This window comes from Streptomyces sp. SAJ15, from assembly GCF_007595705.1.
Lineage (GTDB): Bacteria > Actinomycetota > Actinomycetes > Streptomycetales > Streptomycetaceae > Streptomyces.
The window spans coordinates 977,238-1,002,650 of the sequence record NZ_NISY01000001.1; the positions used below are offsets into that span (position 1 = coordinate 977,238).

Below are 25,413 nucleotides of genomic sequence, written 5' to 3' on the forward strand. Positions count from 1 at the left end.
TGACCACAGCCGTACCCTTACGCCCCACCGACACCATGCACGCGCGCTCTTCGACGGACCTCCGATGAGCCTCGACGAGACGGCCGCCCACGATGCCGAGCAGGTGGTGATCCACCCGGCCGGGGCCGACAACGAGCTGCGCAAGGCCCTGCAGGACCTGCTGGCCGGACGGTGGATGGCCATGCGGAACCTGCTGGTGGACGAGGGCGGTTGGGGACGGTGGACCTACCGGACGCAGGTGCTGGGGGCGGCGGCCGCCGGCTCGGACGTGGTGGACGCCTGGCTGGCGGAGGATCCGGAGAGCGGCGCGGGCCGGGTGATGCGGGCGCGGGTGGCCGTCGAGCGGGCGATGCGGGCGCGGCGGATCCGGCACGCGGAGACCACGAGGCTGTGGCGCGAGGCGGAGGAGGCGTGCGCGGCCGCCGCGCAGGCGCGGCCGCAGGACCCGGTGCCCTGGGTGTGCCGGCTGGCGCTGGCACCGCTGGACGAGTGGCACCAGGTCGAGGAGTACCGGCAGACGCACCCCGATCCGATGCTGTGCCCCGGCCCCTGGGGCCTGTTGGCGGAGGCGGACCGGCGCGACCCGGGCAACCGGGAGGCGTACCACCGGGCCATGCAGTTCCTCGGCGGCCTCGGCGGACACGCGCAGATGGCGCTCTTCGCGCGCTGGGCCGCCGACCACGCGCCGCCGGGGTCGCCGCTGCTGGTGCTGCCGCTGTACGTGCACGCCGAGCGCTGGCGGGAGTCGCACCCCGAGGGCGGCGACCACGCGCTGGATCTGCACTGGGTGCAGGACGGCGCGATCCGGGACGCGGAGCGCGGCGTACGGCGGTGGTTCGACCTCTCGGACCCCGCCGAGCGGTCGCTGATGGACGCCAACTACCTCGCCCACGCCCTCTGGGCCGCCCACCGGTTCGACGACGCCGCCCGTGTCTTCCACTGGATGGGCCGGTACGCCACCGCCCGGCCCTGGCAGTACCGGATCGCCGACCCCGGCCGCACCGACCTCGTCGCCGCCGAGTTCGCCCGCATCCGGCGGCACTGTCTCGGTGTCGCCCAGGGCGACGCCGGGCGGCGGCTGCATCGGCCCTCGTTCTGAGCCGCGCCGCCGCCGGCGCGTCACCCCCCCACGCCGTACCCCCGACGCACCCCCCAAACCCCGAGGAACCAGGGAGTCTTCGTGTCGCACGCCGCCAAGAGGCTGAGGACCGGACGCGACCGGCGGGACGAGGAGCACTTACGCGACCTCGGCTACCAGCCCGTCCTCGCCCGCCGCATGGGCGGCTTCGGCAGCTTCGCGATCAGTTTCAGCATCATCTCGGTGCTCTCCGGCTGTATGACCCTGTACGGATTCGGGCTGGTCACCGGCGGCCCCGCGGTGATGCTGTGGGGCTGGGCCGGCGTCGGGCTGATGGTGCTGTTCATCGGGATGGCCCTGGCCGAGGTGACCAGCGCCTACCCCACCTCCGGCGCCATGTTCTACATGGCCCACCAGCTCGGCGGTCCCCGCTGGGGCTACTACACCGGATGGATCAATCTGCTCGGACTGCTCGGCGGGATCGCCGGCAGCGGCTACGGCGCGGCGCTGTTCATCGGCGCCCTGCTCGACCTCCAGTTCGACATCGAGCCGACGCCCGAGTCCACCATGGCCGTCTTCACCGCCATCCTGCTGCTGTTCGCCGGCTTCAACCTGGCCGGCGTCCGCATGGTCAACCTGCTGAACTCCATCAGCGTCTGGTGGCATCTGCTCGGAGTGGCCGTCATCGTCGCCGTCCTGGCGATCGCCCCCGACAGCCACCAGTCGCCGTCCTTCGTCTTCGGGGAGTTCGTCAACGACACCGGATGGTCCAACCCGCTCTACGTCACCGCCATCGGGCTGCTGCTGACGCAGTACACCTTCACCGGGTACGACGCCTCCGCGCACCTGTCGGAGGAGACCACCAACGCCTCGGTCTCCGCCGCCCGCGGCATCGTGCGCTCCATCTGGGTCTCGTGGATCGCCGGTTTCGTGCTGCTGGCGGGGCTGACCTTCGCCATCCAGGACTACGCCGCCACCCAGGGCGCCGACGTCCCGCCCGCGCAGATCTTCATCGATGTGCTGGGCACCGACGGCGCCACCGCGCTGCTGCTCATCGTCATCGTGGCGCAGTTGTTCTGCGCCAACGCCGGGATCGCCGCCGCCAGCCGCATGGCGTTCGCCTTCAGCCGGGACGGGGCGCTGCCCGGGTCGGCGCTGTGGCAGCGGGTGAGCGCCCGCACCCAGACCCCGTACGCGGCGGTGTGGCTGGCCGTCGCCGGCCCGTTCGTGCTGGCGCTGCCGTCGCTCTACTCCGAGACCGCCTACACCGCCGTCACCGCGATCAACGTCATCGGCATCACCCCCTCCTACGTCATCCCGGTCTATCTGCGGCTGCGCCATCCGCACCGGTTCGCCCCGGGGCCGTGGACGCTGGGCCGGTGGAGCCGCGTGGTGGGCTGGATCGCGGTCTGCTGGGTGGGCTTCGCGACGGTGCTGTTCTGCCTGCCCCAGGTCAGCCCGGTCACCGCCGCCTCCATGAACTACGCCTCGGTCGCTCTGGCGGTGGCGTTGCTGCTGGCCACCGTCTGGTGGCCGTTCGCCCGACGCTCGCTCACCACACCCACGTACGACACCTCCGGCAAGAACGCCGAGCTGCTCCAGGAGGTGATCTGAATGGGTGCGCTGAGCCTCGACGAGCTCCGCGCCGACATCGACCGGGGAGCGGTCGACACCGTGCTGCTCGCCCTCGTCGACATGCCCGGGCGCCTGAAGGGCAAGCGCTTCGACGCCCGGCACTTCATCGACCGCGTCGTGCCCGAGGGCGCCGGGATGTGCGCGTACGTGCTGGCCACCGACGTCGACATGCGGCCGGTGGACGGGTTCTCGCTCGCCTCCTGGGACACCGGCTACGGCGACATGCGGCTGACCCCGGACCCGCGGGCGGTCCACCGGCTGCCGTGGTGGCCCGGGACCGCGCTGGTGCACGCCGACGCGGACCTGGACGGGCGCCCGGTGCCGGTCTCGCCCCGGCGGCTGCTGCGCGAGCGGCTCGCCCGGCTCGCCGAGCACGGCCTGACCGCCGGGGTCGGCCTGGAGACCGAGTTCGTGCTCTACCGGGGACGCTACGCCGACGTCGCCGACGGCCGGCTGCCGGAGCCGGTCGCCCCGCGGAACCGGGACTGCGCCCTGGACCACGACCCGCTCACCGACCGCTTCCTGCGCGCGCTGCACCGCGGACTGCGTGAGGCGGGGCTGCCGCTGGAGGCCGCCAAGACCGAGGGGGCGGCCGGCCAGGTCGAGATCACCTTCCCGTACGGGGACGCCCTGGCGGCCTGCGACGGCCACACGGTCTTCAAACACGGCGCGCGGGTCCTGGGCGAACGGCTGGGCACCGTGCCCAGCTTCATGGCCGCCCCCGCCACCGGCGTGGCCAGCGGCCTCCATCTGCATCTGTCGCTGTGGCGGGAGGGGCGGCCGGTGCTCGCCGACGCCGACGGCTCCCCGACGGCGCTGGCCGCACACGCCGTCGCCGGGCTGCTGACGGCGCTGCCGGAGCTGGCCCCGCTCTACGCCCCGACCGTCAACTCGTACAAGCGGTACGTGGAGCGCAGCTTCGCACCGACCCGGTTCAGCTGGGGCGTCGACAACCGCACCTGTGCCGTGCGGATCGCCGGCCGCGGCCCCGGCCGCCATCTGGAGATCCGGCTGCCCGGCGCCGACGCCAACCCCTATCTGGCGCTGACCGCCGCCCTCGCCGCCATCGAGCACGGCATCGACCACCGGCTCAAGCCCCCGCCGCCCTGCGTCGGCGACGGCTACCGGGAGGAGGCGGGGCCGCCGGTGCCCCGCACCCTCGCCGCCGCCGCCGAGGCGCTGGGCACCGGCCCGCTCGCCCGGGAGCTGCTGGGCCCCGCCGTGGCCGGGCACTACGCGCACGCGGCGCGCGTCGAGGCGGAGGCGCTGGCCGGGTCGGCAGGACTGGGGGCGGAGGTGAGCGACGCCGAGCGGGAGCGGTGGTTCGGCCGGGCCTGACGCCGTCGGCCGTCACACCTCCTCGCGCAGCAGCCGCAGATAGACCGTGGAGAAGACGGCGCCCACCAGCAGCAACAGCAGGGCCACCGCCGTGCCGTAGCCGATCAGGCTCTTCAGGAACGCCTGGTCGTACATGAACACCGGGAGGGTCTGGCTGCGGTTGCCGGGCCCACCGCGGGTCATCGCCCAGATCAGGCCGAAGACCGACAGGGTCTGGAGGGTGTTGAGCATGAGGTTGGTGCCGATGGAGCGGCGGATCATCGGCAGCGTGACGTACCAGAGCCGGCGCGCACCGCGCGCGCCGTCGACCTCGGCCGCCTCGGTGATCTCGTCGGGGATGTCGGCCAGCGCCGCGGAGTAGACCAGCATCGAGAAGGCCGTGCCCCGCCAGACGTTGGCGAAGGAGACGGCGAGGATGGGGAGGGTGAACAGCCAGTTCTGGCCGGGCAGATGGAGCTGGTCGAGGAGGGCGTTGAGGGTGCCCTCCCGGCGGAAGAAGGCGTACAGCAGAAAGCCGGCGACGATCTCCGGCACCACCCAGGCGGCGATGACGATCGCTCCGGTGAGCGTGCGCACCGGGCGGGAGGCGCGGCGCATCAGCAGGGCCAGCGCCAGGCCCAGGGTGTTCTGGCCGAGCAGCGAGGAGACCACGGTGAAGACGAGGGTGAGGACGACGGCGTTGCGGAAGTCCGGGTCGCCGAAGGCCCGCCGGAAGTTGTCGAGGCCGACGAAGTCGGTGGTGGACGAGCCGGTCAACCGCATGTCGGTGAAGGCGATGTACGCGCAGTAGCAGATCGGCCCGCCGAGGAAGAGCAGCAGCAGAACGGTGGCCGGGGCGAGCGGCAGCCAGCGCAGCGGCCGGCGGCGGGGCGCACGCCCGGCGGTCCGCTCGGCGGCCGCGTCCGGTCGGGCGGCGGTGGCCGTCATCGGTCCCGCCGCACCACGGCGTCGGTGAGGGACGCGAGCTCCTCGTCGTACGCCCGCGCGGCCTCCCGGGGGGAGGCGTCGCCCGTCGTCACCGCCTCCATCGCCTCCCCGATCGCCGCGGAGACCTGCGGATAGACGGGCAGCGCGGGGCGGTAGCGGGTGACGTCGACCAGGTCGGTGAAGAAGTCGACGCCGGGCATGGAGCGCAGGTACGCCGGGTCCTCCGCCACGTCCCGGCGGACCGCGATCTGCGCGTCGGTCACATTCCACTCGGCGGCGTTCTCCCTGGTCTGGAGCGTCTCGATGAACTTCCAGGCCAGCGCGGGCTTGGTGGACTTGGCGGGGATCGCCCAGGTCCAGCCGCCGGACATGCTCACCCTTCCCGGGGCCTGCCCGGCCTGGGTGGGCATCGGCGCCTGGCCGAGGACGCGCGACCACCGCGGCCAGGGCCTGCCGCCGGTCCTGATCCAGTTCTGGCCCAGCCAGGAGCCGTCCAGGGCGATGGCGAGCTCGCCGTCCGGCAGCCAGTCGCCGAAGACGCTGGTGTTCACGTTCGGGTCGAGGGCGTCGGAGACGTCGGGGCCCAACTTCTCCGCGTAGACGGTCCGCACGAAGCCGAGGGCGTCGCGGAAACCGCGGCTGCCGGTGATCCACTTCTTCGCCTCGCGGTCGTACAGCGGGTCCTCGCCCGGGCCGTCGACCGTGCCGTACAGCAGCATCTCGAAGCCCTGCATCACGGCCGCCTCGCCCGGACCCTTGCCGGTGTAGACGTTGAGCGGGACGACCCCGGGGACCCGGCGCTTCACGGTGCGGGCCGCGTCCAGCACCTCGGCCCAGTCGCGGGGCCGCCAGTCGGCGGGCAGACCGGCCCTGGCGAAGATCTCCTTGTTGAACCACAGCCCGCGGGTGTCGGTGCCGACGGGCACCCCGTACGTCCTGCCGTCCTCGCCCCGGGCGGCCGCCCGGGCGGCGGGGGCGTACCGGTCCCAGTCCCGCCAGGTCGTCAGGTACTCGTCCAGCGGGCGCAGATAGCCGGCCTCGATGTCGGAGCCGATCCGGAAGCCGTCCTCGTAGATCACGTCGGGTGCGGTCTTCGAGGACCGCATCATCTGCTGCGTCTTGGCGGCGTAGTCGTTGTCCGGCGCCTGGATCGGGATCAGCTTGACCTTCTTGCCGGGGTGGGCCTTCTCGAACTCCGCCTTGACCGCGGCGAGATAGCGGTCCTTGTGGCGCACCGTGTTGTCGGTCGAGCGGTTGTAGGCGACCTTGACGGTGTCCGGGTCGCCGCCCGCGCCGTCGCCGCAGGCGGTGAGCCCGGCGGCGGCGAGGAGGGCGGCGAGGACGACCGCGGCGGTTCGGGCGGGGGTGGCGGTGGGGCGCACGGGCACGACCTCCTGGCTGCTCGCCTCGGTGGCTGCTGCTCGGTGACCGTACGGTTACCTTCCGTGGAGGTCAATGGGCCGGGCGCGGCGGCCGGGGCGGCCAGGGCGGCCGCGCGGCCGGGTGGTCAACGCCCCGGGGGCGCGCCCCTGCTGAGCCAGCGGTAGACCAGTTCGGGGCGGCCGACCTGGCCGTACTGCGGGGCGCGCTCGGCGCGAAGGGTGTCGACCAGGTGTTCCAGATAGCGGCGGGCGGTGATCCGGGAGATGCCGACCGCCTCCGCCGTGGCCGTCGCCGAGATGCCGTTCTCGGCGGCCCGCAGCGCCTCGGTCACCGCCCGCAGGGTGGCCGGGGTCAGCCCCTTGGGTAGCTCGGCGGGTTGCGGCGCGCGCAGCGCCGCCAGGGCGCGGTCCACCTCGTCCTGGCCGCTGGCCTCGCCCGCGGTGGCGCGGAACGCGGCGTAGCGCAGCAGCCGGTCCCGGAGCGTGGCGAAGGTGAAGGGCTTCAGGACGTACTGCACCACCCCGAGCGAGACGCCCTCCCGCACCATGGCCAGGTCTCGCGCCGAGGTCACCGCGATCACGTCGGCGGTATGGCCCGCGGCGCGCAACGAGCGGATCAGCTGGAGGCCGTGGGCGTCGGGGAGGTACAGGTCGAGCAGGAGCAGGTCGACCGGGTCCCGCTCCAGATGGCGGCGCGCCCCGCTCCCGGAGTGCACGGTGCCGGCGACGGTGAACCCGGGCACGCGGGAGACGTACAGCGCGTGCGCGTCCGCGGCGACCGGGTCGTCCTCGACGACGAGCACGCGAATGGCGTACGGCGCGCTCATGGCGTGATCCTTTCTCCCCGGCTCCCGCCGAGAGGTGCCCCCTGGAGGCGCCCCACGGCGCGGCGCGGCCGAGAATACGCCAGCGACGCGCCCGGGCCTACCGGCGACCGCGCACGTCCCCCCGACCGCGGGCCCGACCCGAGGCGCGGGCGGTGGTCGGCTGCGGTGGCCCGAACCGACGGCACGCGCGGGCGGCCGGCGGCGGTGGCTCGCCGCGCGGCGGGAGTCGGCGACCGCGGCTCGCCCTCCCGCGGGAGTCGGCGGCCCGGGTCAGACCAGCGGCAGCCGGACCGCGAAGGTCGCCCCGCAGCGGGCCCCGTCGGCGGGGCCGGCGGGGGTGACCTCCACCGTGCCGCCGTTGCGGCGGGCCGCCTGGCGGACGAGGGCGAGGCCGAGCCCGCGGCCGGGTGCGGCGGGGCCGGCGGAGGGCGGGGCCTTGGTGCTCCAGCCGCGTTCGAAGATCTCCTCGGCGTCGGCGGGGGCGACCCCGGCGCCGGTGTCGCTGACGGCCAGGAGCAGCTCGCCGTCGGCCGCGCGGGCGGTGACCGTGACCCGGGCCCGGTGGACCGCACCCGCGTCCGCGGGAGCGTTCGCGTCGGCGTCCGGGTGAGCGCACGCGTCCGCCCGGGCGCTCGGTTCCGCGGCCGCGCCCTCGCGGTCGGCCGGCCGGTGGGTCTGGTCCGCCGCGGTGTCCATCGCCGCGTCCATGGCGTTGTCGATGAGGTTGCCGAGGATGGTCACCAGGTCCCGGGCCGGCAGGCCGGCCGGCAGGACGCCGTCGTCGATGCGGCTGTCCGGGGCCAGCACCAGCTCCACGCCGTGCTCGTTGGCCTGCGCGGCCTTGCCCAGCAGCAGCGCGGCCAGCACCGGTTCGGCGACGGCCGCCACCACCTGGTCGGTGAGCGCCTGGGCCAGCTCCAGCTCGGCCGTGGCGAAGTCCACCGCCTCGGCCGCCCGGCCCAGCTCGATCAGCGAGACCACGGTGTGCAGCCGGTTGGCGGCCTCGTGGGCCTGGGAGCGCAGCGCCTCGGCGAAGCCGCGCACCGAGTCCAGCTCGCCGGAGAGCGCCTGGAGCTCGGTGTGGTCGCGCAGGGTCACCACGGTGCCGCGCCGCTCGCCGCCGCTGACGGGGGAGGTGTTCACCACCAGCACCCGCTCCGCGGTGAGGTGCAGCTCGTCGACGCGCGGTTCGGCGGCCAGCAGGGCGCCGGTGAGCCGCGCCGGCAGACCCAGCTCGCTGACGTACCGGCCGACCGTGTCCGGCGGCAGCCCCAGCAGCTCCTGCGCCCCGTCGTTGACCAGGGCGATCCGCCGCTGCCCGTCGAGCATCAGCAGCCCCTCGCGCACGGCGTGCAGCGCGGCCTCGTGGTAGTCGTGCAACCGGCTGAGCTCGGTGGCGTTCATGCCGTGGGTGTGGCGGCGCAGCCGGGCGTTGACGACGTAGGTGCCCAGGCCGCCGAGGGCCACCGCGGCGAGCGCGACGGCCAGCAGGGCGAGCAGCTGGCCGCGCACCTGGTGGCTGATCTCCTCGACCGTTATGCCCGCGCTGACCAGGGCGACGATCCGCCCGTGGTCGCGGACCGGGGTGACCACCCGCACCGAGGAACCCAGGGTGCCGGTGTACGTCTCGGAGAAGGTGCGGCCGCGCAGCGCGGGCCCGATGTGGCCGAGGAAGGTCTCGCCGATACGGGCCGGGTCGGGGTGGGTCCAGCGGACGCCCCGAGTGTTCATGATCGTGACGAAGGTGACGTCGGTGTTCCGGCGCACCCGCTCCGCGTACGGCTGGAGCGTGGCGGTCGGGTAGGCCGACCGCACGGCGGCGACGACCGCGGGGGAGGCGGCCACGGCGGTCGCCGCGGCCGTGGCCTGGCGGCGCGCGGCGGCCTCGGCCTGGTTCCGGTCGGTGAGGTACGCGAAGACCGCGCAGCCGGCGACCACGACCGCGACCAGCACCACCTGCATGGCGAAGAGCTGGCCGGCCAGGCTGCGGGGACGGGGGACGCGCATAGCGCTCAGTGTGCCCGTGCCGCCGGGCGTGAACGAAATGTACGGAAGGGTGACCGCCGTCACAGCCTGGTGCATAGTCACCGGGACCGTCCAGGACGTGAGCCGCACGTGACCCCACCCGGACGAACACGTACACCGCCAGGACGAGCCAGTACAGAAGGAGGCAGCCGTGGCCACGCAGACCTCGCCCCGGGACGCCGGACAGGAACCGGGAGCCAGACAGCCGGAGACCGCCCCACGGGATCGCACCCACTACCTCTACCTCGCCGTCATCGGCGCGGTGGTCGCCGGCATCGCGGTGGGCTTCGCCGCGCCCGGCGTGGCCGCGGAGCTCAAGCCGATCGGCGCCGGCTTCGTCAATCTGATCAAGATGATGATCTCGCCGATCATCTTCTGCACGATCGTGCTCGGCGTGGGGTCGGTCCGCAAGGCCGCGAAGGTGGGCGCCGTCGGCGGTCTGGCGCTCGGCTACTTCCTGCTGATGTCCACGGTCGCCCTGGCGATCGGTCTGCTCGTCGGCAACATCCTGGAGCCGGGCAGCGGGCTGCACCTCACCAAGGAGGCGGCCAAGGCCGGCGAGGCGCAGGCGAGCGGCGCCCACGAGTCCACCGCCGACTTCCTGCTCGGCATCATCCCCAAGACGCTGGTCTCCGCCTTCACCGAGGGCGAGGTGCTCCAGACGCTGCTGGTCGCGCTGCTCGTCGGCTTCGCGCTGCAGGCGATGGGCCGGACCGGGGAGCCGGTGCTGCGCGGCATCGGCCACATCCAGCGGCTGGTCTTCCGGGTGCTCGGCATGGTCATGTGGGTGGCCCCGGTGGGCGCCTTCGGCGCGATCGCGGCGGTGGTCGGCGAGACGGGCGTGGACGCGCTGAAGTCCCTGGCCGTCATCATGATCGGCTTCTACATCACCTGTCTGCTCTTCGTGGTGGTCGTCCTCGGCACGATCCTTCGCCTGGTCGCCGGGGTGAACCTGTTCCTGCTGCTGAAGTACCTGGCGCGGGAGTTCCTGCTGATCCTGTCCACCTCCTCGTCGGAGTCGGCGCTGCCGCGCCTGATCGCGAAGATGGAGCACGCCGGCGTCAGCAAGCCGGTCGTCGGCATCACGGTGCCCACCGGCTACTCCTTCAACCTCGACGGCACCGCGATCTACCTGACGATGGCCTCGCTCTTCGTCGCCGAGGCGATGGGCGACCCGCTCTCCGTCGGCCAGCAGATCTCGCTGCTGCTCTTCATGATCATCGCGTCCAAGGGCGCGGCCGGTGTCACCGGCGCGGGCCTGGCCACGCTGGCCGGCGGCCTCCAGTCGCACCGCCCCGAGCTGGTCGACGGCGTGGGGCTGATCGTCGGCATCGACCGCTTCATGAGCGAGGCGCGCGCCCTCACCAACTTCGCCGGGAACGCCGTGGCGACCGTCCTCGTCGGCACCTGGACCAAGGAGATCGACAAGGAGCGGATGGCCGAGGTGCTGGCCGGCCGACTGCCGTTCGACGAGAAGACGCTGGTGGACGACGGCCACGGCGTCCCGGCCGACCCCGAGTCGGCACGGGACGCGGCCGACACGGACGCCGCCGGGACCGACGGCGCGGCGGGCGCCGGCGCGAACGGCGGAACGGCCAAGGAGCCGGCGACCGTCTGACGCTCCCGTGGCGACAGCCGCGACGCGACTCCGGTCCCCCCAGAACGCCCCGGGTCGCCTCCTCAGACGCCCCTCCCCCCGGGGCAACGCGGCGGCCCTGCCTCATATCGGCGAGGCAGGGCCGCCGTGCGTCTCTCCCCGCGCGGACACCGAAGACCACTCACCTCCGGACGCAGCGCACGCGGATCTTGGACTGCTTGTGGGGCAGCCGCTCCCAGTCCTCCATGACACGGGCCCAGAGGCCGTGGGAGGCGGCGAGCTCGGTCAGCGTGTCGGCCCGGTAGTAGAAGTCCTCCCGCAGCACGTGGTGGTGCTCGCCCTCGGTGCGGTTGAAGGTGAAGTCGAAGAAGGCGCGCGGGGCCATGACCCGCGCGACGTTGCGCAGGCACTCGTCGACGACCTCGATCGGGGAGTGCGAGAACACGCTGTGCGCGTGCACCACGGTGAAGTACCCGGCGGGCAGGGCGGACAGCCGCAGATCGCGGACGAGGGTGAGGTGGGGGACCTTGGCCTGGAGGCCGCGCTCGGCGACGGTGTCGGCCGCCGCGAAGAGGATCTCGGGGGATATGTCGACGCCGTGGTAGTGCCCGGGGCGCAGATAGTCGATGAACCGCCAGCCCGCGCGCAGGTTGCCGCAGCCGATCTCCAACATCCGGTCCTTCGGACTGAGCCCGTGCCGCAGCAGATAGTCGAACTGCATCTCGCCGAGCGCGAGCCACCGCTCCTCGGTCGCGCTGCCGACCGCGGCGGAAGGGCTTCTGGCGGTGTCCGCCTTCATCACCGCACGGTAGTAGGCCACATGGTCACGGGTGGTGAGCCGCAGCCTCCAGTCACGGCCGAGCCTGCGCAGATACGGCACGACACGGTCGGGGTGCCGGGAGGCGTGGCGGAGCCTGTGGCCGAGGCGGGCGCGGTCGGCGGCGCGGGTCGTGGTCATCGTGAGGGTCCTTGGTCGTGTGGCGGTCCTCGGTCTCAGGGCCGGTCCGGGCCGAGCGGGGCGTACAGCCATCCACTCTGCGCCGGTCCCCCGGAACGGGCCACCCAGGCGGTGCCATCCAGGTCACCGGCGCCCGGGACCCGCCCCGAGGGGCGCCGACGGCACGACCGCGTGCGCGCGCCCCAGCCCGTCCGACCGCGCGAGCTCGGACACGGGCGTGGTCAGACCGGCTTCAGCCACACCGTGGCCAGCGGCGGCAGCACCGGCAGGATGCTGCTGTGGCGGCCGTGCCAGGGGGTGGGGTCCGTCTTGAGGGGGTCGGGGTTGCCGACGCCGCTGCCGCCGAAGCGGGGACTGTCGGTGTTGAGGACCTCGCGCCAGAGCGGGAACCCGTCGGGGACGCCGATGCGGTACTCGTGGCGCACCACGGGGGAGAAGTTGCTGATGGCGATCAGCGGGGAGCCGTCGGCGGCGAAGCGGAGGAACGCGAAGACGTTGTCGTCGGCTGCGTCGCCGTCGATCCAGCGGAAGCCCTCGGGGACGATGTCCCGCTGCCAGAGCGCGGGTTCGCCCAGGTAGCGGTGGTTGAGCTCGCGGACCAGGTCGCGCACGCCCCGGTGGTCCGGCTCCGCGGAGTACGAGGGGTCCAGCAGCCACCAGTCGGGGCCGTGGCTCTCGGACCACTCGGCGCCCTGCGCGAACTCCTGCCCCATGAAGAGCAGTTGCTTGCCCGGGTGGGCCCACATGAAGCCCAGGTAGGCGCGGTGGTTCGCGCGTCGCTGCCACCAGTCCCCGGGCATCTTGGAGACCAGGGCCCGCTTGCCGTGCACCACCTCGTCGTGCGAGATCGGCAGCACGTAGTTCTCGCTGTACGCGTAGACCATCGAGAAGGTCATCTCGTGGTGGTGGTACTTGCGGTGCACCGGCTCGTGGGTCATGTAGTCGAGCGAGTCGTGCATCCAGCCCATGTTCCACTTCAGCCCGAAGCCGAGGCCGCCGAAGCCACTGGCGCCGACGTGGTGGGTGGCCCGGGTCACCCCGTCCCAGGCCGTGGACTCCTCGGCGATGGTCACCACGCCCGGGCAGCGCCGGTAGACCGTGGCGTTCATCTCCTGGAGGAAGGAGACGGCGTCCAGGTCCTCGCGGCCACCGTGCTCGTTCGGCGTCCACTCGCCCGCCTCGCGCGAGTAGTCCAGATAGAGCATCGAGGCGACCGCGTCCACCCGCAGCCCGTCGATGTGGAACTCCTCGCACCAGTAGACCGCGTTCGCGACCAGGAAGTTCCGCACCTCGGTGCGGCCGTAGTCGAAGACCAGGGTCCCCCAGTCGGGGTGCGCGGCGCGGCGCGGGTCGGCGTGCTCGTACAGCGCCGTGCCGTCGAACGCGGCCAGCGCCCAGTCGTCCCGGGGGAAGTGCGCGGGCACCCAGTCGATCAGCACCCCGATGTCCGCCCGGTGCAGCGCGTCCACGAGGTACTTGAAGTCGTCGGGCGTGCCCAGCCGGGCGGTCGGCGCGTAGAAGCCCGTGACCTGGTAACCCCAGGAGCCGCCGAACGGGTGCTCGGCCACCGGCAGGAACTCCACATGGGTGAAGCCGAGGTCCTTCACATAGCCGGGCAGCTGCTCGGCCAGCTGGCGGTAGGTCAGCCCCGGCCGCCAGGAGGGCAGGTGCACCTCGTAGACCGAGAAGGGCGAATCGTGCGGTCGGAACCCGGCCCGGCGCGCCATCCACTCCTCGTCGCGCCAGCGGTGGTACGAGGTGTGCACCACCGAGGCGGTCGCCGGCGGGCACTCGGTGCGCCGCGCCATCGGGTCGGCGCGCAGCGTACGGCTCCCGTCGGGGCGGACGATCTCGAACTTGTACAGCGCCCCCTCGGCCACCCCCGGGAGGAACAGCTCCCAGACCCCGCAGCGCCCCAGCGACCGCATCGGGAAGGCGGTGCCGTCCCAGTAGCTGAAGTCGCCCACCACCCGCACACCACGCGCGTTCGGTGCCCAGACGGTGAAGCGCACCCCGGTGACCTGCTGGTGCGTCATGGGGTGCGCCCCCAGCGCCTGCCACAGCCGCTCGTGCCGGCCCTCGCCGATCAGATGCAGGTCCAGCTCGCCCAGGGCGGGCAGGAAGCGGTACGGGTCCTGGAGCTCCAGTTCGTCGCCGTCGTACGCCACCAGCAGCCGGTAGTCGGGGATCTCGCGCAGCGGCAGCACCCCGGAGAACAGCCCGTCGCCCTCCGAGCGCAGCCGCGCCCGCAGCCCCTTGGCGCTGATCACGACCGACCGGGCGAACGGGCGCAGCACCCGGAAGCAGACCCCGCCGCCCACCAGGTGCGCGCCCAGCACGGCGTGCGGGTCGTGGTGCGCGCCGGCCAGCAGCCGCTCCCGCTCCCCGGCGTCCAGCGGCGGCGCCGGCCGCACCCCCTGGCTGCCGTCGGCGGGCGCCGGCTCGGCCGCGGCCTCGCCGGGCCGCGGCGGCCGCCCGGTCACCGCCCGGCGCACGTCGGTCGTCGCCGCGTCCTCCCGCCGCGCCCCGGGCTCCGCGGACCGCTGCGCCCGGGGTGTCGGCGGGGCGTCGTACGAGGACCGACCACGGCCCGCCCCGCTCGGCCCGGCCGCCTCCGGGCGGTCGGGGAGGAACGTCGCCGGGACGCCGGCGGGGGACGCGGGCCCCCCGGACGGCCCCGCCAGCGGGGGCAGCACGGGGGGCTGGGGCGGGACCTGGTCGGACGGGTCGCTGGGGGACGGCGGTCGAGCGGTCACGGAAGGTCCTCCTTGGGCGGCGAGCGGCGGCGCCGCCAGCCGGGTGACGAGGTGGGTGCGGGGTGGTCAGGTGCCGCGCGCGGTCCGGGGGACGCCGGCCAGGCGGCGGATGGCGGACATCGGGACGGAGAGCCAGTCGGGGCGGTGCCGGGCCTCGTAGAGCACCTCGTAGATCGCCTTGTCGGTCTCGTACGCGCGCAGCAGCTCGGGCGCGTCGCGGGGGTCGGCGCCGGACGCCTGGGCGTAGCCCGCGCAGAACGCCGCGCGGGTGCGCAGTGCCCACTCCGCGGCCGGCGCGTCGCCGCGTCCGCCCGGCTCCCCGGTCCCGCCGCCCGCCCGCGGCCCGGTCCGCGGGGCGGTGGCACCCCCGCCGTGCTCGGTCGCGCGGGTACGGCTGGCGACCGCGGCGGCGTAGTCGAAGGACCGCAGCATGCCGGCGACGTCCCGCACGGCGGGCTGCGGGCGGCGGCGTTCGGCGAGCGGGCGGCTGGGCTCGCCCTCGAAGTCGATCAGCGACCACGGCCCGTCGTCCGCCGCCCGCAGCACCTGGCCCAGGTGCAGGTCCCCGTGGATGCGCTGGGCCGCCCAGCAGTGCCCCGCGCGGCCCAGCGCCGCCAGGTCGTCGAAGGCGGCGCGCAGCGCGGCACGGTAGGGGTGCAGGGCGGGCACGGCGGACGCGGCCGCGTTGAGCCGCTCGGTCATGGCGGCCACCAGCGTGTCGATCTGCGGGCGGCGCAGTATGACCGTGGGCAGCGCCTGCGCCATCGCCAGGTGCACCTCGGCGGTGGCCCGGCCCAGCGCGTGCGCCGCGGGCGCGAAGTCGGCGTGCCGGGCCAGCGCGCGCAGCGCCAGCTGCCAGCCGTCGGTGGAGCCGGCGAGGTACGGCTGGAGGACGCCGAGGGTGAAGGGCGCGCTGTCGGCGCCGGCCGGGACGGTCTCGAACCAGGCGGTGGGCGAGGGCACGCGGGCGCAGCCGGTGCGGGCCAGGGCCAGCGGCAGCTCCAGGTCCGGGTTGACCCCCGGGCTCACCCGGCGAAAGATCTTGAGGATGTACGCCTCCCCGTAGACCACCGAGGAGTTGGACTGCTCGGCCGTGATCAGTCGCGGGGTGAGCACCGAGGGCATGGAGGTGGCCGGCTCGCGGGCGAAGCGGAGCGGGCCGAGCCGGCCCGGCACCCGCAGCCGCTCCAGCAGCAGGGTGGCGAGCCGCGGGTCGTACAGCGCCTCGTAGACCGTCTGCCCGTCCAGCGGCCCGCCGGCCGGCCGCCCCACCAGCGCGGGCGCGAGCAGCGGCGGGAGGGTGGAGCGCACGCCCAGCAGGATCTGGTAGCAGTCGGCGCCCGGGCCGCCCGCCGGGGTGCCGGGCTGCTCGGCCCGGACCAGGAGGTGCAGCAGGCCGGGGGTGGCCCCGCCGGCCGCGCAGGGCAGCAGCTCGGCCGCCGAGACGAGCGCGAAGCCGGTGATCGGGCGCCCCTTTCCGGCGAACCACCGCTGCCGGGGCAGCCACCGCGCCAGCAGCGGCGCGAGCGAGGGGAGCAGTCCGCCCGGGGCGCGGGCGCCCGGCGCGCCGGCGGCGTGTGGCACACCCGCCGATGCGTGCGGTGTCCTCCGGGCGAAGGGAGCTTCCGGCATGGCGTCGCGTCCTTTCCCCGGGCACACGACAGATAGGGCAAAGTGTCCCGGATTGCGGCAATGGCTGTGCGACGTGCGGGACGTGTCGGGCGAGGATCGTCCGTACGGCGACGCGTGCCGAGTGCTCGGCGCCGCGCGCGACGTAGGGAGGCTGCCCCGTGCGGCGCCGCCCTAACGTCCCGCCCCACGGCCGGGGCCCTGGTGTCCGCCGCGAGAGTGAACGGCGGTCGAGCGGCCGGGCGAGACGCCCGCCGATGCGCCGTAGCCGCGTGCCGGACCGGCGGGGGGCCCGGTGGGGGGTCGCGCGTCGCGACGGCGGGAGGGGCGCGCCGTTCCCGCGCGGGCGGGGGTCTCCCGACGGTGTGCGCCCCGCAGGGGTCCGCGGGGGATGGGCGGCGGAACGGGGCGCCGTATCGCGAAAGCGTGCCGCGCTAGCGGCGAAGGCGGAACCAGTAGAAGCCGTGACCGCCGAGGGTCAGCAGGTACGGGAGTTCACCGATGGCCGGGAAACGGACGCCGCCGATCAGCTCGACCGGGTTGCGGCCGCTGAAGGCGCGCAGGTCCAGCTCGGTGGGCTGGGCGAAGCGCGAGAAGTTGTTCACGCACAGCACCAGGTCGTCCTTGCACTCGCGCAGGAACGCGAGGACGGCCGGGTTGCTGGACGGCAGCTCGGTGAAGGACCCCAGACCGAAGGCCGGGTTCTGCTTACGGATCTCGATCATCCGCCGGGTCCAGTGGAGCAGCGAGGACGGGCTGCTCATGGCCGCCTCGACATTGGTGACCTGGTAGCCGTAGACCGGGTCCATGATGGTCGGCAGATACAGCCGCCCCGGGTCGCAGGAGGAGAAGCCCGCGTTGCGGTCCGGGGTCCACTGCATGGGGGTGCGGACCGCGTCCCGGTCGCCCAGCCAGATGTTGTCGCCCATGCCGATCTCGTCGCCGTAGTAGAGGATCGGCGAGCCGGGCAGGGAGAGCAGCAGCGCGGTGAACAGCTCGATCTGGTTGCGGTCGTTGTCCAGCAGCGGGGCCAGTCGGCGGCGGATACCGATGTTGGCGCGCATCCGCGGATCCTTCGCGTACTCCGCGTACATGTAGTCGCGCTCTTCGTCGGTGACCATCTCCAGCGTCAGCTCGTCGTGGTTGCGCAGGAAGATGCCCCACTGGCAGCCGGCGGGGATGGCCGGGGTCTTGGCGAGGATCTCCGAGACCGGGTAGCGGGATTCCCTCCGGACCGCCATGAAGATGCGCGGCATGACCGGGAAGTGGAAGGCCATGTGGCACTCGTCGCCGCCCTTGGTGTAGTCGCCGAAGTAGTCGACGACGTCCTCGGGCCACTGGTTGGCCTCGGCCAGCAGCACGGTGTCGGGGTAGTGGGCGTCGATCTCCGCGCGGACCCGCTTCAGCAGCTCGTGCGTCCGCGGCAGGTTCTCGCAGTTGGTGCCCTCCTGCGCGTACAGATACGGGACGGCGTCCAGCCGGAATCCGTCGATCCCGAGGTCCAGCCAGAAGCGCAGGGCGGCCATCACCTCCTCCTGGACGGCCGGGTTCTCGAAGTTGAGGTCCGGCTGGTGCGAGAAGAAGCGGTGCCAGTAGTACTGCTTGCGTACCGGGTCGAAGGTCCAGTTGGACTGCTCGGTGTCGACGAAGATGATCCGCGCGTCCTGGTACTGCTTGTCGTCGTCGGCCCAGACGTAGTAGTCGCCGTACGGCCCCTCGGGGTCGGAGCGGGACTCCTGGAACCACGGGTGCTGGTCGCTGGTGTGGTTCATGACGAAGTCGATGATGACGCGCATGCCGCGGTGGTGTGCGGCGTCGACGAACTCCACGAAGTCGGCGAGGTCCCCGAACTCCGGGAGCACGGCGGTGTAGTCGGACACGTCGTAGCCGCCGTCGCGCAGCGGGGAGGCGAAGAACGGGGGCAGCCACAGGCAGTCGACGCCCAGCCATTGCAGGTAGTCGAGCTTGGCCGTCAGACCTTTGAGGTCGCCGATGCCGTCGCCGTTGCTGTCCTGGAACGAACGCACCAGCACCTCGTAGAAGACGGCGCGTTTGAACCATTCGGGATCCCGGTCCTTGGCGGGAGTGTCCTCGAAGGTGTCCTGGACGGGCTCATTGACGATCATGGTGTGGGTGACCCTCCGATCGGTGAGGACGGTCGCAGGGACAGCACATGCGCGGGCGCCATCGATCGGCCCGGCTCAAGGCGCACATAGTTGTCCCTGCCCCAGTGGTAGGTCTCGCCGGTGAGCTCGTCGCGCACCGGTACGGACTCATGCCAGTCGAGGCCGAGTTCCGCCATGTCCAACGAGACCGTGGCTTCCTGGGTGTGGTGGGGGTCCAGGTTGACCACGGTCAACACGCAGTCCTCGCGGGGCGCCGGGGTGCGCTTGGAGTAGACGATGACGGCGTCGTTGTCCGCCTGGTGGAAGCGCAGATTACGTAGCTGACGCAGCGCGGGGTGGCGCCGCCGCAGTCGGTTGAGCGCCGTGATCAGCGGCGCGATCGTTCGCCCCTCGCGCTCGGCCGCGGCCCAGTCGCGCGGTCGCAGCTGGTACTTCTCCGAGTCCAGATACTCCTCGCTGCCGTGCCGCACCGGGGTGTTCTCGCACAGCTCGTACCCCGAGTAGACGCCCCAGGTGGGGGAGAGGGTGGCGGCCAGCACCGCGCGCACCTCGAAGGCCGGACGGCCGCCGTGCTGGAGGTAGGCGTGCAGGATGTCGGGGGTGTTCACGAAGAGGTTGGGCCGCATAAAGGCGGCGGCGTCCCCGGACAGCTCCGTCAGGTACTCGGTCAGCTCCCGCTTCTCGTTGCGCCAGGTGAAGTACGTGTACGACTGCTGGAAGCCGATCGCGCCCAGGGTGTGCATCATCGCGGGCCGGGTGAACGCCTCCGCGAGGAAGATCACGTCGGGGTCGGTCCGGTTGATGTCCGCGATCACCTTCTCCCAGAAGGCGACGGGCTTGGTGTGCGGGTTGTCGACCCGGAAGACGCGCACCCCGTGGTCCATCCAGTGCCGCAGCACCCGCTCCGACTCCTGCACGATGCCGCGGAAGTCCTCGTCGAAGGCGATCGGATAGATGTCCTGGTACTTCTTCGGAGGGTTCTCCGCGTAGGCGATGCTGCCGTCGGCCCGGTGGTGGAACCACTCCGGATGCTTGCCGACCCACGGATGGTCGGGCGAACACTGCAGGGCGAAGTCCAGCGCCACCTCCATGCGCAGCTCCCGCGCCCGCGCCACGAAGTGGTCGAAGTCCTCCAGGGTGCCCAGCTCCGGATGGACTGCGTCGTGCCCGCCGTCGGCGGAGCCGATGGCCCAGGGCGAACCGACGTCGTAAGGCCCCGCGGACAACGTGTTGTTGGGGCCCTTGCGGTAGGCGGTGCCGATGGGGTGGATGGGCGGGAGGTAGACCACGTCGAAGCCCATCGCGGCGATCGCCGGCAGCCGCTCGGCGGCGGTCCGCAGCGTGCCGCCGACCAGATGCGGCCGCCCGTCGCCGGCCCGGGGCGCCCCGTGGCCCGGTGCGCCGTGCCCGCCGTCCGGCCCCACGGCGTACGGGACCTCGGCATCCGCCCCGACCGCCGCGCCCGGGTTCGCGCCCAGCGGCGCTCTGGACTCCCCGCCGCCGGCGGACGCACCCGCTCCGGCCGTGTCCCCGGAGACGAGGCGCACCCCCTCCGAGCGCGGGAAGAACTCGTACCACGCCCCGTACAGCGCGCGCTCCCGCTCGACGCGCAGCGGGAGCGCGCGTGAGGCGGTGACCAGCTCGCGCAGCGGATGCAGCTCCAGGGCGCCGACCACCTCGGGAGCGAGGGCGGCCGCCAGCCGGTCGGCCACCGGCCGGTGCGTGTCGCGCAGCCCGTCGACGGCGCGCAGCACCGCCTCCCGCCCCTCGCTCTTGGGCACTCCGGCGGCGGCGCGCTCGTGCAACCGGGCGCCCTCCGCCAGCACCAGATCGGTGTCCAGCCCAGCCGGGATCTTGATGCCCGCCTGGTGCCGCCAGGTGGCGATCGGATGGCTCCACGCCTCGACGGTGTAGGTCCAGTGGCCCTCGACGTCCGGGGTGACGTCGGCTCCCCAGCGGTCGCTGCCCGCTGCCAGTTCACGCATCGGGGTCCAGGGACCGGACCGCCCGGCCGGGTCGCGAAGCACCACGTTGGCGCCCACCGCGTCATGACCCTCCCGGAAGACCGTGGCGCTGACCTGGAAGGTCTCATCGACCACCGCCTTGGCGGGGCGTCGGCCGCAGTCGATGAGCGGGCGGATGTCCAGTACGGGGATGCGTCCGATCATAGGATCACCTGGCGCGGTCGCGGGCTGGTGGGCGGTGGAGGTGTCCGTCCTTTGTAACTGCTGTAACTGCTCCACTGTCGGGCGACGGGCTGCGGGCATGACTGCTCCTGTCCGCGTTCACTCTGGTGGGCGGATGGCGTGAGGCCATGGGGGGTGTTGGGGAAGCCTTCCACGAGGCGCGGGGGGACAATCCGGGGCGCGTACCTCTTTTGCCGTCCCTTTCTGAGGCTTGGTTCGCTTCCGGGCGCTTCGAGCGACTGTCGACGGCCGCCGCGCGCCCCTCGGCCCCGGGACGGACCGGGCCGCCCCCACCCACCGCCCGCACCCACCCACCGCCCGCACCCACCCACCCACCGCACCGGCCACCCAAAAAGAGGGGGCCGGGACGGGCGAAACGCCTCAATCGGTATGTGGTGCACCGCTACCGTCGAAGCGTGAAGGCCATTCGTCGATTCAGCGTGCGTCCCGTCCTTCCGGAACCCCTACGACCGCTCAGCGACCTCGCGCGCAATCTGCGCTGGTCCTGGCACCCCGAGACCCGTGAGCTGTTCGAGGCCGTCGACCCCGAGGGCTGGCAGGCCACCGGCGGCGACCCGGTGCGACTGCTGGGCACGGTGTCCGTCCCGCGGCTGGCCGCCCTCGCGGCCGACCGCCGCTTCCTCCGCAGACTCACCGCCGCCGCCGACGATCTGCACGACTACCTCACCGGACCCCGCTGGTACCAGAGCCGGGCGTGCGGCGCGGCTCCGGCCCGGGAACTGCCCGCCGCCATCGCCTACTTCTCGCCGGAGTTCGGCATCACCGCCGCGCTGCCGCAGTACTCCGGCGGCCTGGGCATCCTGGCCGGCGACCACCTCAAGGCCGCCAGCGACCTGGGCGTCCCGCTCATCGGCGTCGGACTGCTCTACCGCCACGGCTACTTCCGGCAGTCCCTGGACCGCGAGGGCTGGCAGCAGGAGCACTATCCGGTGCTGGACCCGCACGAGCTGCCGCTGTCGCCGCTGCGCGAGCCCGACGGGCGCCCGGCCGAGGTGCGGCTGGCGCTGCCCGGCGGCCGACTGCTGCGGGCGCACATCTGGCAGGCCCAGGTCGGCCGGGTGCCGCTGCTGCTGTTGGACTCCGACGTGGAGGAGAACGAGCCCGCCGAGCGCGGTGTCACCGACCGGCTCTACGGCGGCGGCAGTGAGCACCGGCTCCAGCAGGAGATGCTGCTGGGCATCGGCGGGGTGCGCGCGGTGCGCGCGTACTGCCGGTTGACCGGCCACGCCGAGCCCGAGGCGTTCCACACCAACGAGGGCCACGCCGGCTTCCTCGGCCTGGAGCGCATTCGCGAACTGATCACCGATGGAGCCGACTTCGACGCCGCCCTGGCGGCGGTGCGCGCCGGGACCGTCTTCACCACCCACACCCCCGTCGCCGCCGGCATCGACCGCTTCGACCGGGAACTGGTCGCCCGGCACTTCGGCGACGACGGCGAGCTGCCCGGCATCGAGGTCGAGCGGGTGCTGGCGCTGGGCATGGAGACCTACCCCGGGGGTGAGCCCAACCTCTTCAACATGGCCGTGATGGGGCTGCGGCTGGCCCAGCGCGCCAACGGGGTCTCCACCCTGCACGGCCGGGTCAGCCGGGAGATGTTCGCCGGGCTCTGGCCGGGCTTCGACCCGGAGGAGGTGCCGATCACCTCGGTCACCAACGGGGTGCACGCGCCCAGCTGGGTGGCGCCGGAGGTGCTGCGGCTGGGCGCCCGGCAGGTCGGGGCGGCCCGCACCGAGGACGCGCTGTCCGTGGGCGACCCGGCGGCCGGCGACCGGGACCGCTGGGACTCGGTGGCCGGCATTCCGGACGCCGAGATCTGGGAGCTGCGCCGCTCGCTCCGGGAGCAGCTGGTGGTGGAGGTGCGCCGGCGGCTGTACGCGTCCTGGCGGCAGCGCGGCGCCGGCACCGCCGAACTCGGCTGGGTCGAGCAGGTGCTGGATCCGGACGTGCTCACCATCGGCTTCGCCCGCCGGGTCCCCTCGTACAAGCGGCTCACCCTGATCCTGCGGGACCGGGACCGGCTGCTGGAGCTGCTGCTGCACCCCGAGCGCCCGGTGCAGCTGGTCGTGGCGGGGAAGGCGCACCCGGCCGACGACGGCGGAAAGCGGCTCATCCAGGAGCTGGTGCGGTTCGCCGACGACCCGCGGGTGCGGCACCGGATCGTCTTCCTCCCGGACTACGGCATGGGGCTGGCCCAGAAGCTCTACCCCGGCTGCGACGTGTGGCTGAACAACCCGCTGCGGCCGCTGGAGGCGTGCGGCACCTCCGGGATGAAGGCCGCGCTCAACGGCTGTCTGAACCTGTCGGTGCTGGACGGCTGGTGGGACGAGTGGTACGAACCCGACTTCGGCTGGGCCATCCCCACCGCCGACGGAAGCGGCACCGACGAGCACCGCCGCGACGACCTGGAGGCGGCGGCGCTGTACGAGCTGCTGGCCGAGCGGGTGGCGCCGCGCTTCTACGACCGCGGCGCCCAGGGCCTGCCGGAGCGCTGGATCGACATGGTGCGCCGCACCCTCGCCACCCTCGGCCCCAAGGTGCTGGCCGGCCGCATGGTGCGGGAGTACGTGGAGCGCCTCTACACTCCGGCGGCCCACGCCCACCGGGCGCTGGACCTGTCCGCTGCGCGGGCGTTCGCGGCCTGGAAGGAGCGGGTGCGCGAGGCGTGGCCGCGGGTGGCGGTGGACCATGTGGAGGCCGGCTGGTCCGCGGCGGTCAGCGCGGACCCCGCCGCCGAGGGCGCGGCGGAGCTGGGGGCCACGCTCCCGTTGCGGGTCCGGGTCGGGCTCGGCGGGCTGGACCCGGGCGATGTGGAGGTGCAGGTGGTCGCCGGGCGGGTGGGCGACGACGACCGGATCAGCGATGCCCAGCGGGTGCCGCTGAAGCCGACCGCGGGCCCCGACACGGACGGCCGCTGGCTGTACGAGGGTCCGCTGGCCCTGGACCGCACCGGGCCCTTCGGCTACACGGTGCGGGTGCTGCCGGCGCACCGGCTGCTGGCCGAACCGGCGGAGCTGGGCCTGGTCGCCGAGCCCTTCGCGGACAGCGGCGAGGCGGCCGGGATGCTGATGCGCTGAGCCGACGGCCGACCGGGGGGCCGGGGGCCGGGTACACGGAACGGGGCTCCTGGCGGATGCCAGGAGCCCCGGTCGTTGGGTGGGCGGTGCCGGGGGCGGCTGGGCAGCCCCGGGCACCACCCGGTCATGGGGGACCGCTCGCGCGGAGGGGGCTACTCAGCCCTGGTGCTTGACGTTGACACCGGCCCACGCGGCGTTGACGCCCTTGTACTCGGTGCTGTTGTGGCCGTACAGCGCACGCGCGGCCTTCAGCGTGGCGTCACGCGCCTGCTTGTAGTTGGTGGTGGAGGTCATGTACGAGGTCAGCGCCTTGTACCAGATCTTCTCCGCCTTGGCGCGGCCGATGCCGGTGACCTTCTTGCCGTCCTTCGTCGGGCTGTTGTACTCGACGCCGTTGATGACCTTCTTCCCGCTGCCCTCGGAGAGCAGGTAGAAGAAGTGGTTGGCCGGGCCCGAGGTGAAGTGCGGGTCGTCCTGGCCGATGTTGCGGTTCCAGTAGTCGTAGGAGTAGCCGTCCTTGGAGGGCTTGTCCATGTACCGCAGCGGGGCGCCGTTGCCGAAGATGTCGATCTTCTCGCCGATGAGGTAGTCGCCCTTGTCCTTGCCGTTCTTGGCGTACCACTCGACGGCCGTGCCGAAGATGTCCGAGGTGGCCTCGTTCAGACCGCCGGCCTCGCCCCAGTAGTTGAGGTTGGCGGTGGCGGAGGTGAGGCCGTGGCTCATCTCGTGACCGGCGACGTCCAGCTGGGTCAGCGGCTTCTTGTTGCCCTCGCCGTCGCCGTAGGTCATGCAGAAGCAGCTGTCGTCCCAGAACGCGTTGACGTAGTTCTGGCCGAAGTGGACCCGGCTGTAGGCGGCCTTGCCGTTGTTGCGGATGCCCTTACGGCCCAGGACGTTCTTGTAGTAGTCCCAGGTCACGCCGGCACCGTAGGCGGCGTCGACGGCGGCGGTCTGGGCGTTGGACGGCTTGCCGTTGCCCCACTTGTCGTCGGCGTCGTAGTAACGCCACTTCGGCGGGTTCGGGTTCTCCTCGCTGCCGCCGTTCTTCAGGTTGTACGTGACGTGACCGCCACGGGCCTTGTCGGTCAGCGTGTAACGGCTGCCGCTCTTCGAGGTGCCGAGCTTGACGTCGCCGCTGTACTGGCTGTGGCCGGAACCGGTCTTGATGTCCTGGTACTCGGCCAGCTTCGCACCGGTGTCGGCGTTGGTGAAGACGTGCAGCCGGGAGGGCGTGCCGTCCTCCTGGAAGCCGCCGATCACGGTCTCGTACGCCAGGACCGGCTTGCCGGTGGCGGCGAAGACCACCTTGCGCGGGGCGTTGTCGGTCTCGGCCTTGGTGCCGCCCGCGGCCTTGGCGATGCCCAGGGCCTTCTTCTCGGCGCCGGCCGGGGCGATGGACGCCTTGGTGTCGGCGACCTTGATGTCGGCCTCGGTGGCCTTGACGACGTCCTGGGTGTCGCCCTCCGGCGACTCCTCGATGACGAGGTCGCCGCCGATGACGGGCAGACCCTCGTAGGTGCGCTCGTAACGGGTGTGCGTGGTGCCGTCGGCGTCCTTGACGACGTCGCGGACGACCAACTGCTCCTTGCCGCTCAGGCCGATCGACTTGGCGGTGGCGGCCTTGGTGGCGTTGGCGTCGCGCAGCAGCTCGGCGCGGACGGAGGGGGAGAGCTTGACGGACTGGGCGCCCGCCTCAGCGGTCTTGGGAGTGGCCGCGCCCGCGGAACCGGTGGTCATGCCCGCGGCCAGCAGGGCCGCGGTCACGGTTGCCGCGCCGGCGACGACGGCGGTGCGGCGGTTTCTGCGGGATATGGAGGAACGTGAAGGCACGCGTGTCTCCCGTTAGCTGTGGGG

At 73.1% G+C, this 25,413-nt stretch carries 15 protein-coding genes; 5 read left to right on the forward strand and 10 right to left on the reverse strand.

Annotated elements, in window-relative coordinates:
- Positions 1 to 64 precede the first annotated feature (64 nt).
- The 3 genes from CD790_RS04345 (at position 65) to CD790_RS04355 (ending at position 4,051) form a co-directional block, all read left to right on the forward strand.
- Complete coding sequence (locus CD790_RS04345) at positions 65 to 1,099, forward strand: hypothetical protein (protein ID WP_144381599.1); 1,035 nt, start codon at positions 65 to 67, stop codon at positions 1,097 to 1,099.
- Between the two features lie 81 nt (positions 1,100 to 1,180).
- Positions 1,181 to 2,692 (forward strand): amino acid permease, encoded by a 1,512-nt coding sequence (locus CD790_RS04350; protein ID WP_260867308.1) that lies wholly within the window; start codon positions 1,181 to 1,183, stop codon positions 2,690 to 2,692.
- Complete coding sequence (locus tag CD790_RS04355; RefSeq protein WP_144381600.1) at positions 2,693 to 4,051, forward strand: glutamine synthetase family protein; 1,359 nt, start codon at positions 2,693 to 2,695, stop codon at positions 4,049 to 4,051.
- A gap of 12 nt (positions 4,052 to 4,063) precedes the next feature.
- Here CD790_RS04355 and CD790_RS04360 read toward each other — a convergent pair whose 3' ends face one another.
- From CD790_RS04360 to CD790_RS04375, 4 genes are all read right to left on the reverse strand, one after another.
- Positions 4,064 to 4,978 carry a carbohydrate ABC transporter permease gene (locus CD790_RS04360; RefSeq protein ID WP_144381601.1) on the reverse strand — a complete coding sequence of 305 codons (915 nt, stop codon included), beginning with the start codon at positions 4,976 to 4,978 and terminating at the stop codon, positions 4,064 to 4,066.
- Complete coding sequence (locus CD790_RS04365; RefSeq protein WP_399216917.1) at positions 4,975 to 6,360, reverse strand: extracellular solute-binding protein; 1,386 nt, start codon at positions 6,358 to 6,360, stop codon at positions 4,975 to 4,977. Before CD790_RS04365 ends, CD790_RS04360 begins: the two co-directional genes overlap by 4 nt.
- A 125-nt stretch (positions 6,361 to 6,485) precedes the next feature.
- Positions 6,486 to 7,187: a response regulator gene (locus CD790_RS04370; RefSeq protein WP_144381603.1), complete on the reverse strand. Its 702-nt coding sequence runs from the start codon at positions 7,185 to 7,187 to the stop codon at positions 6,486 to 6,488.
- Positions 7,188 to 7,457: 270 nt separating this feature from the next.
- Positions 7,458 to 9,194, reverse strand: a complete 1,737-nt coding sequence (locus CD790_RS04375) for an ATP-binding protein (protein WP_144381604.1) — start codon at positions 9,192 to 9,194, stop codon at positions 7,458 to 7,460.
- 169 nt (positions 9,195 to 9,363) lie between these two features.
- On the opposite strand from CD790_RS04375, the gene CD790_RS04380 reads away from it, so the two are divergent.
- The gene (locus CD790_RS04380) at positions 9,364 to 10,830 is read left to right on the forward strand and encodes a cation:dicarboxylate symporter family transporter (protein WP_186318858.1); all 1,467 of its coding nucleotides are present in this window, start codon (positions 9,364 to 9,366) and stop codon (positions 10,828 to 10,830) included.
- Between the two features lie 160 nt (positions 10,831 to 10,990).
- On the opposite strand, the gene CD790_RS04385 is transcribed toward CD790_RS04380, so the two are convergent.
- The 5 genes from CD790_RS04385 to CD790_RS04405 all read right to left on the reverse strand — a co-directional run bounded on the left by CD790_RS04385 (position 10,991) and on the right by CD790_RS04405 (position 20,446).
- Positions 10,991 to 11,767 (reverse strand): class I SAM-dependent methyltransferase, encoded by a 777-nt coding sequence (locus CD790_RS04385; RefSeq protein ID WP_144381605.1) that lies wholly within the window; start codon positions 11,765 to 11,767, stop codon positions 10,991 to 10,993.
- Between the two features lie 221 nt (positions 11,768 to 11,988).
- Positions 11,989 to 14,181, reverse strand: a complete 2,193-nt coding sequence (gene glgB / locus CD790_RS04390) for a 1,4-alpha-glucan branching enzyme (protein WP_260867348.1) — start codon at positions 14,179 to 14,181, stop codon at positions 11,989 to 11,991.
- Between the two features lie 408 nt (positions 14,182 to 14,589).
- On the reverse strand, positions 14,590 to 16,155 hold the full coding sequence (locus CD790_RS04395; RefSeq protein ID WP_144381606.1) for a maltokinase N-terminal cap-like domain-containing protein: 1,566 nt from the start codon (positions 16,153 to 16,155) through the stop codon (positions 14,590 to 14,592).
- Between the two features lie 431 nt (positions 16,156 to 16,586).
- A complete protein-coding gene (gene treS / locus CD790_RS04400; RefSeq protein ID WP_144381607.1) occupies positions 16,587 to 18,278 on the reverse strand; it encodes a maltose alpha-D-glucosyltransferase in 1,692 nt (563 codons plus the stop codon).
- Complete coding sequence (locus CD790_RS04405) at positions 18,275 to 20,446, reverse strand: alpha-1,4-glucan--maltose-1-phosphate maltosyltransferase (protein ID WP_144381608.1); 2,172 nt, start codon at positions 20,444 to 20,446, stop codon at positions 18,275 to 18,277. The genes treS and CD790_RS04405 overlap by 4 nt, the downstream gene beginning before the upstream one ends.
- Before the next feature lie 434 nt (positions 20,447 to 20,880).
- On the opposite strand from CD790_RS04405, the gene glgP reads away from it, so the two are divergent.
- A complete protein-coding gene (glgP, locus tag CD790_RS04410) occupies positions 20,881 to 23,559 on the forward strand; it encodes an alpha-glucan family phosphorylase (RefSeq protein ID WP_144381609.1) in 2,679 nt (892 codons plus the stop codon).
- Positions 23,560 to 23,715: 156 nt separating this feature from the next.
- Here the strand turns inward: glgP and CD790_RS04415 are convergent, their stop codons facing one another.
- Complete coding sequence (locus tag CD790_RS04415) at positions 23,716 to 25,389, reverse strand: M4 family metallopeptidase (protein WP_260867309.1); 1,674 nt, start codon at positions 25,387 to 25,389, stop codon at positions 23,716 to 23,718.
- Positions 25,390 to 25,413: the final 24 nt, after the last annotated feature.

What these genes read in the sequence shown, in the direction of transcription:
- CD790_RS04345 (WP_144381599.1), top strand. Translation starts at nt 65, where the DNA reads ATGAGCCTCGACGAGACGGCCGCCCACGATGCCGAGCAGGTGGTGATC.
- CD790_RS04355 (WP_144381600.1), top strand. Translation starts at nt 2,693, where the DNA reads ATGGGTGCGCTGAGCCTCGACGAGCTCCGCGCCGACATCGACCGGGGA.
- CD790_RS04360 (WP_144381601.1), bottom strand. Translation starts at nt 4,978, where the DNA reads ATGACGGCCACCGCCGCCCGACCGGACGCGGCCGCCGAGCGGACCGCC.
- CD790_RS04370 (WP_144381603.1), bottom strand. Translation starts at nt 7,187, where the DNA reads ATGAGCGCGCCGTACGCCATTCGCGTGCTCGTCGTCGAGGACGACCCG.
- CD790_RS04375 (WP_144381604.1), bottom strand. Translation starts at nt 9,194, where the DNA reads ATGCGCGTCCCCCGTCCCCGCAGCCTGGCCGGCCAGCTCTTCGCCATG.
- CD790_RS04385 (WP_144381605.1), bottom strand. Translation starts at nt 11,767, where the DNA reads ATGACCACGACCCGCGCCGCCGACCGCGCCCGCCTCGGCCACAGGCTC.
- CD790_RS04395 (WP_144381606.1), bottom strand. Translation starts at nt 16,155, where the DNA reads ATGCCGGAAGCTCCCTTCGCCCGGAGGACACCGCACGCATCGGCGGGT.
- treS (WP_144381607.1), bottom strand. Translation starts at nt 18,278, where the DNA reads ATGATCGTCAATGAGCCCGTCCAGGACACCTTCGAGGACACTCCCGCC.
- CD790_RS04405 (WP_144381608.1), bottom strand. Translation starts at nt 20,446, where the DNA reads ATGATCGGACGCATCCCCGTACTGGACATCCGCCCGCTCATCGACTGC.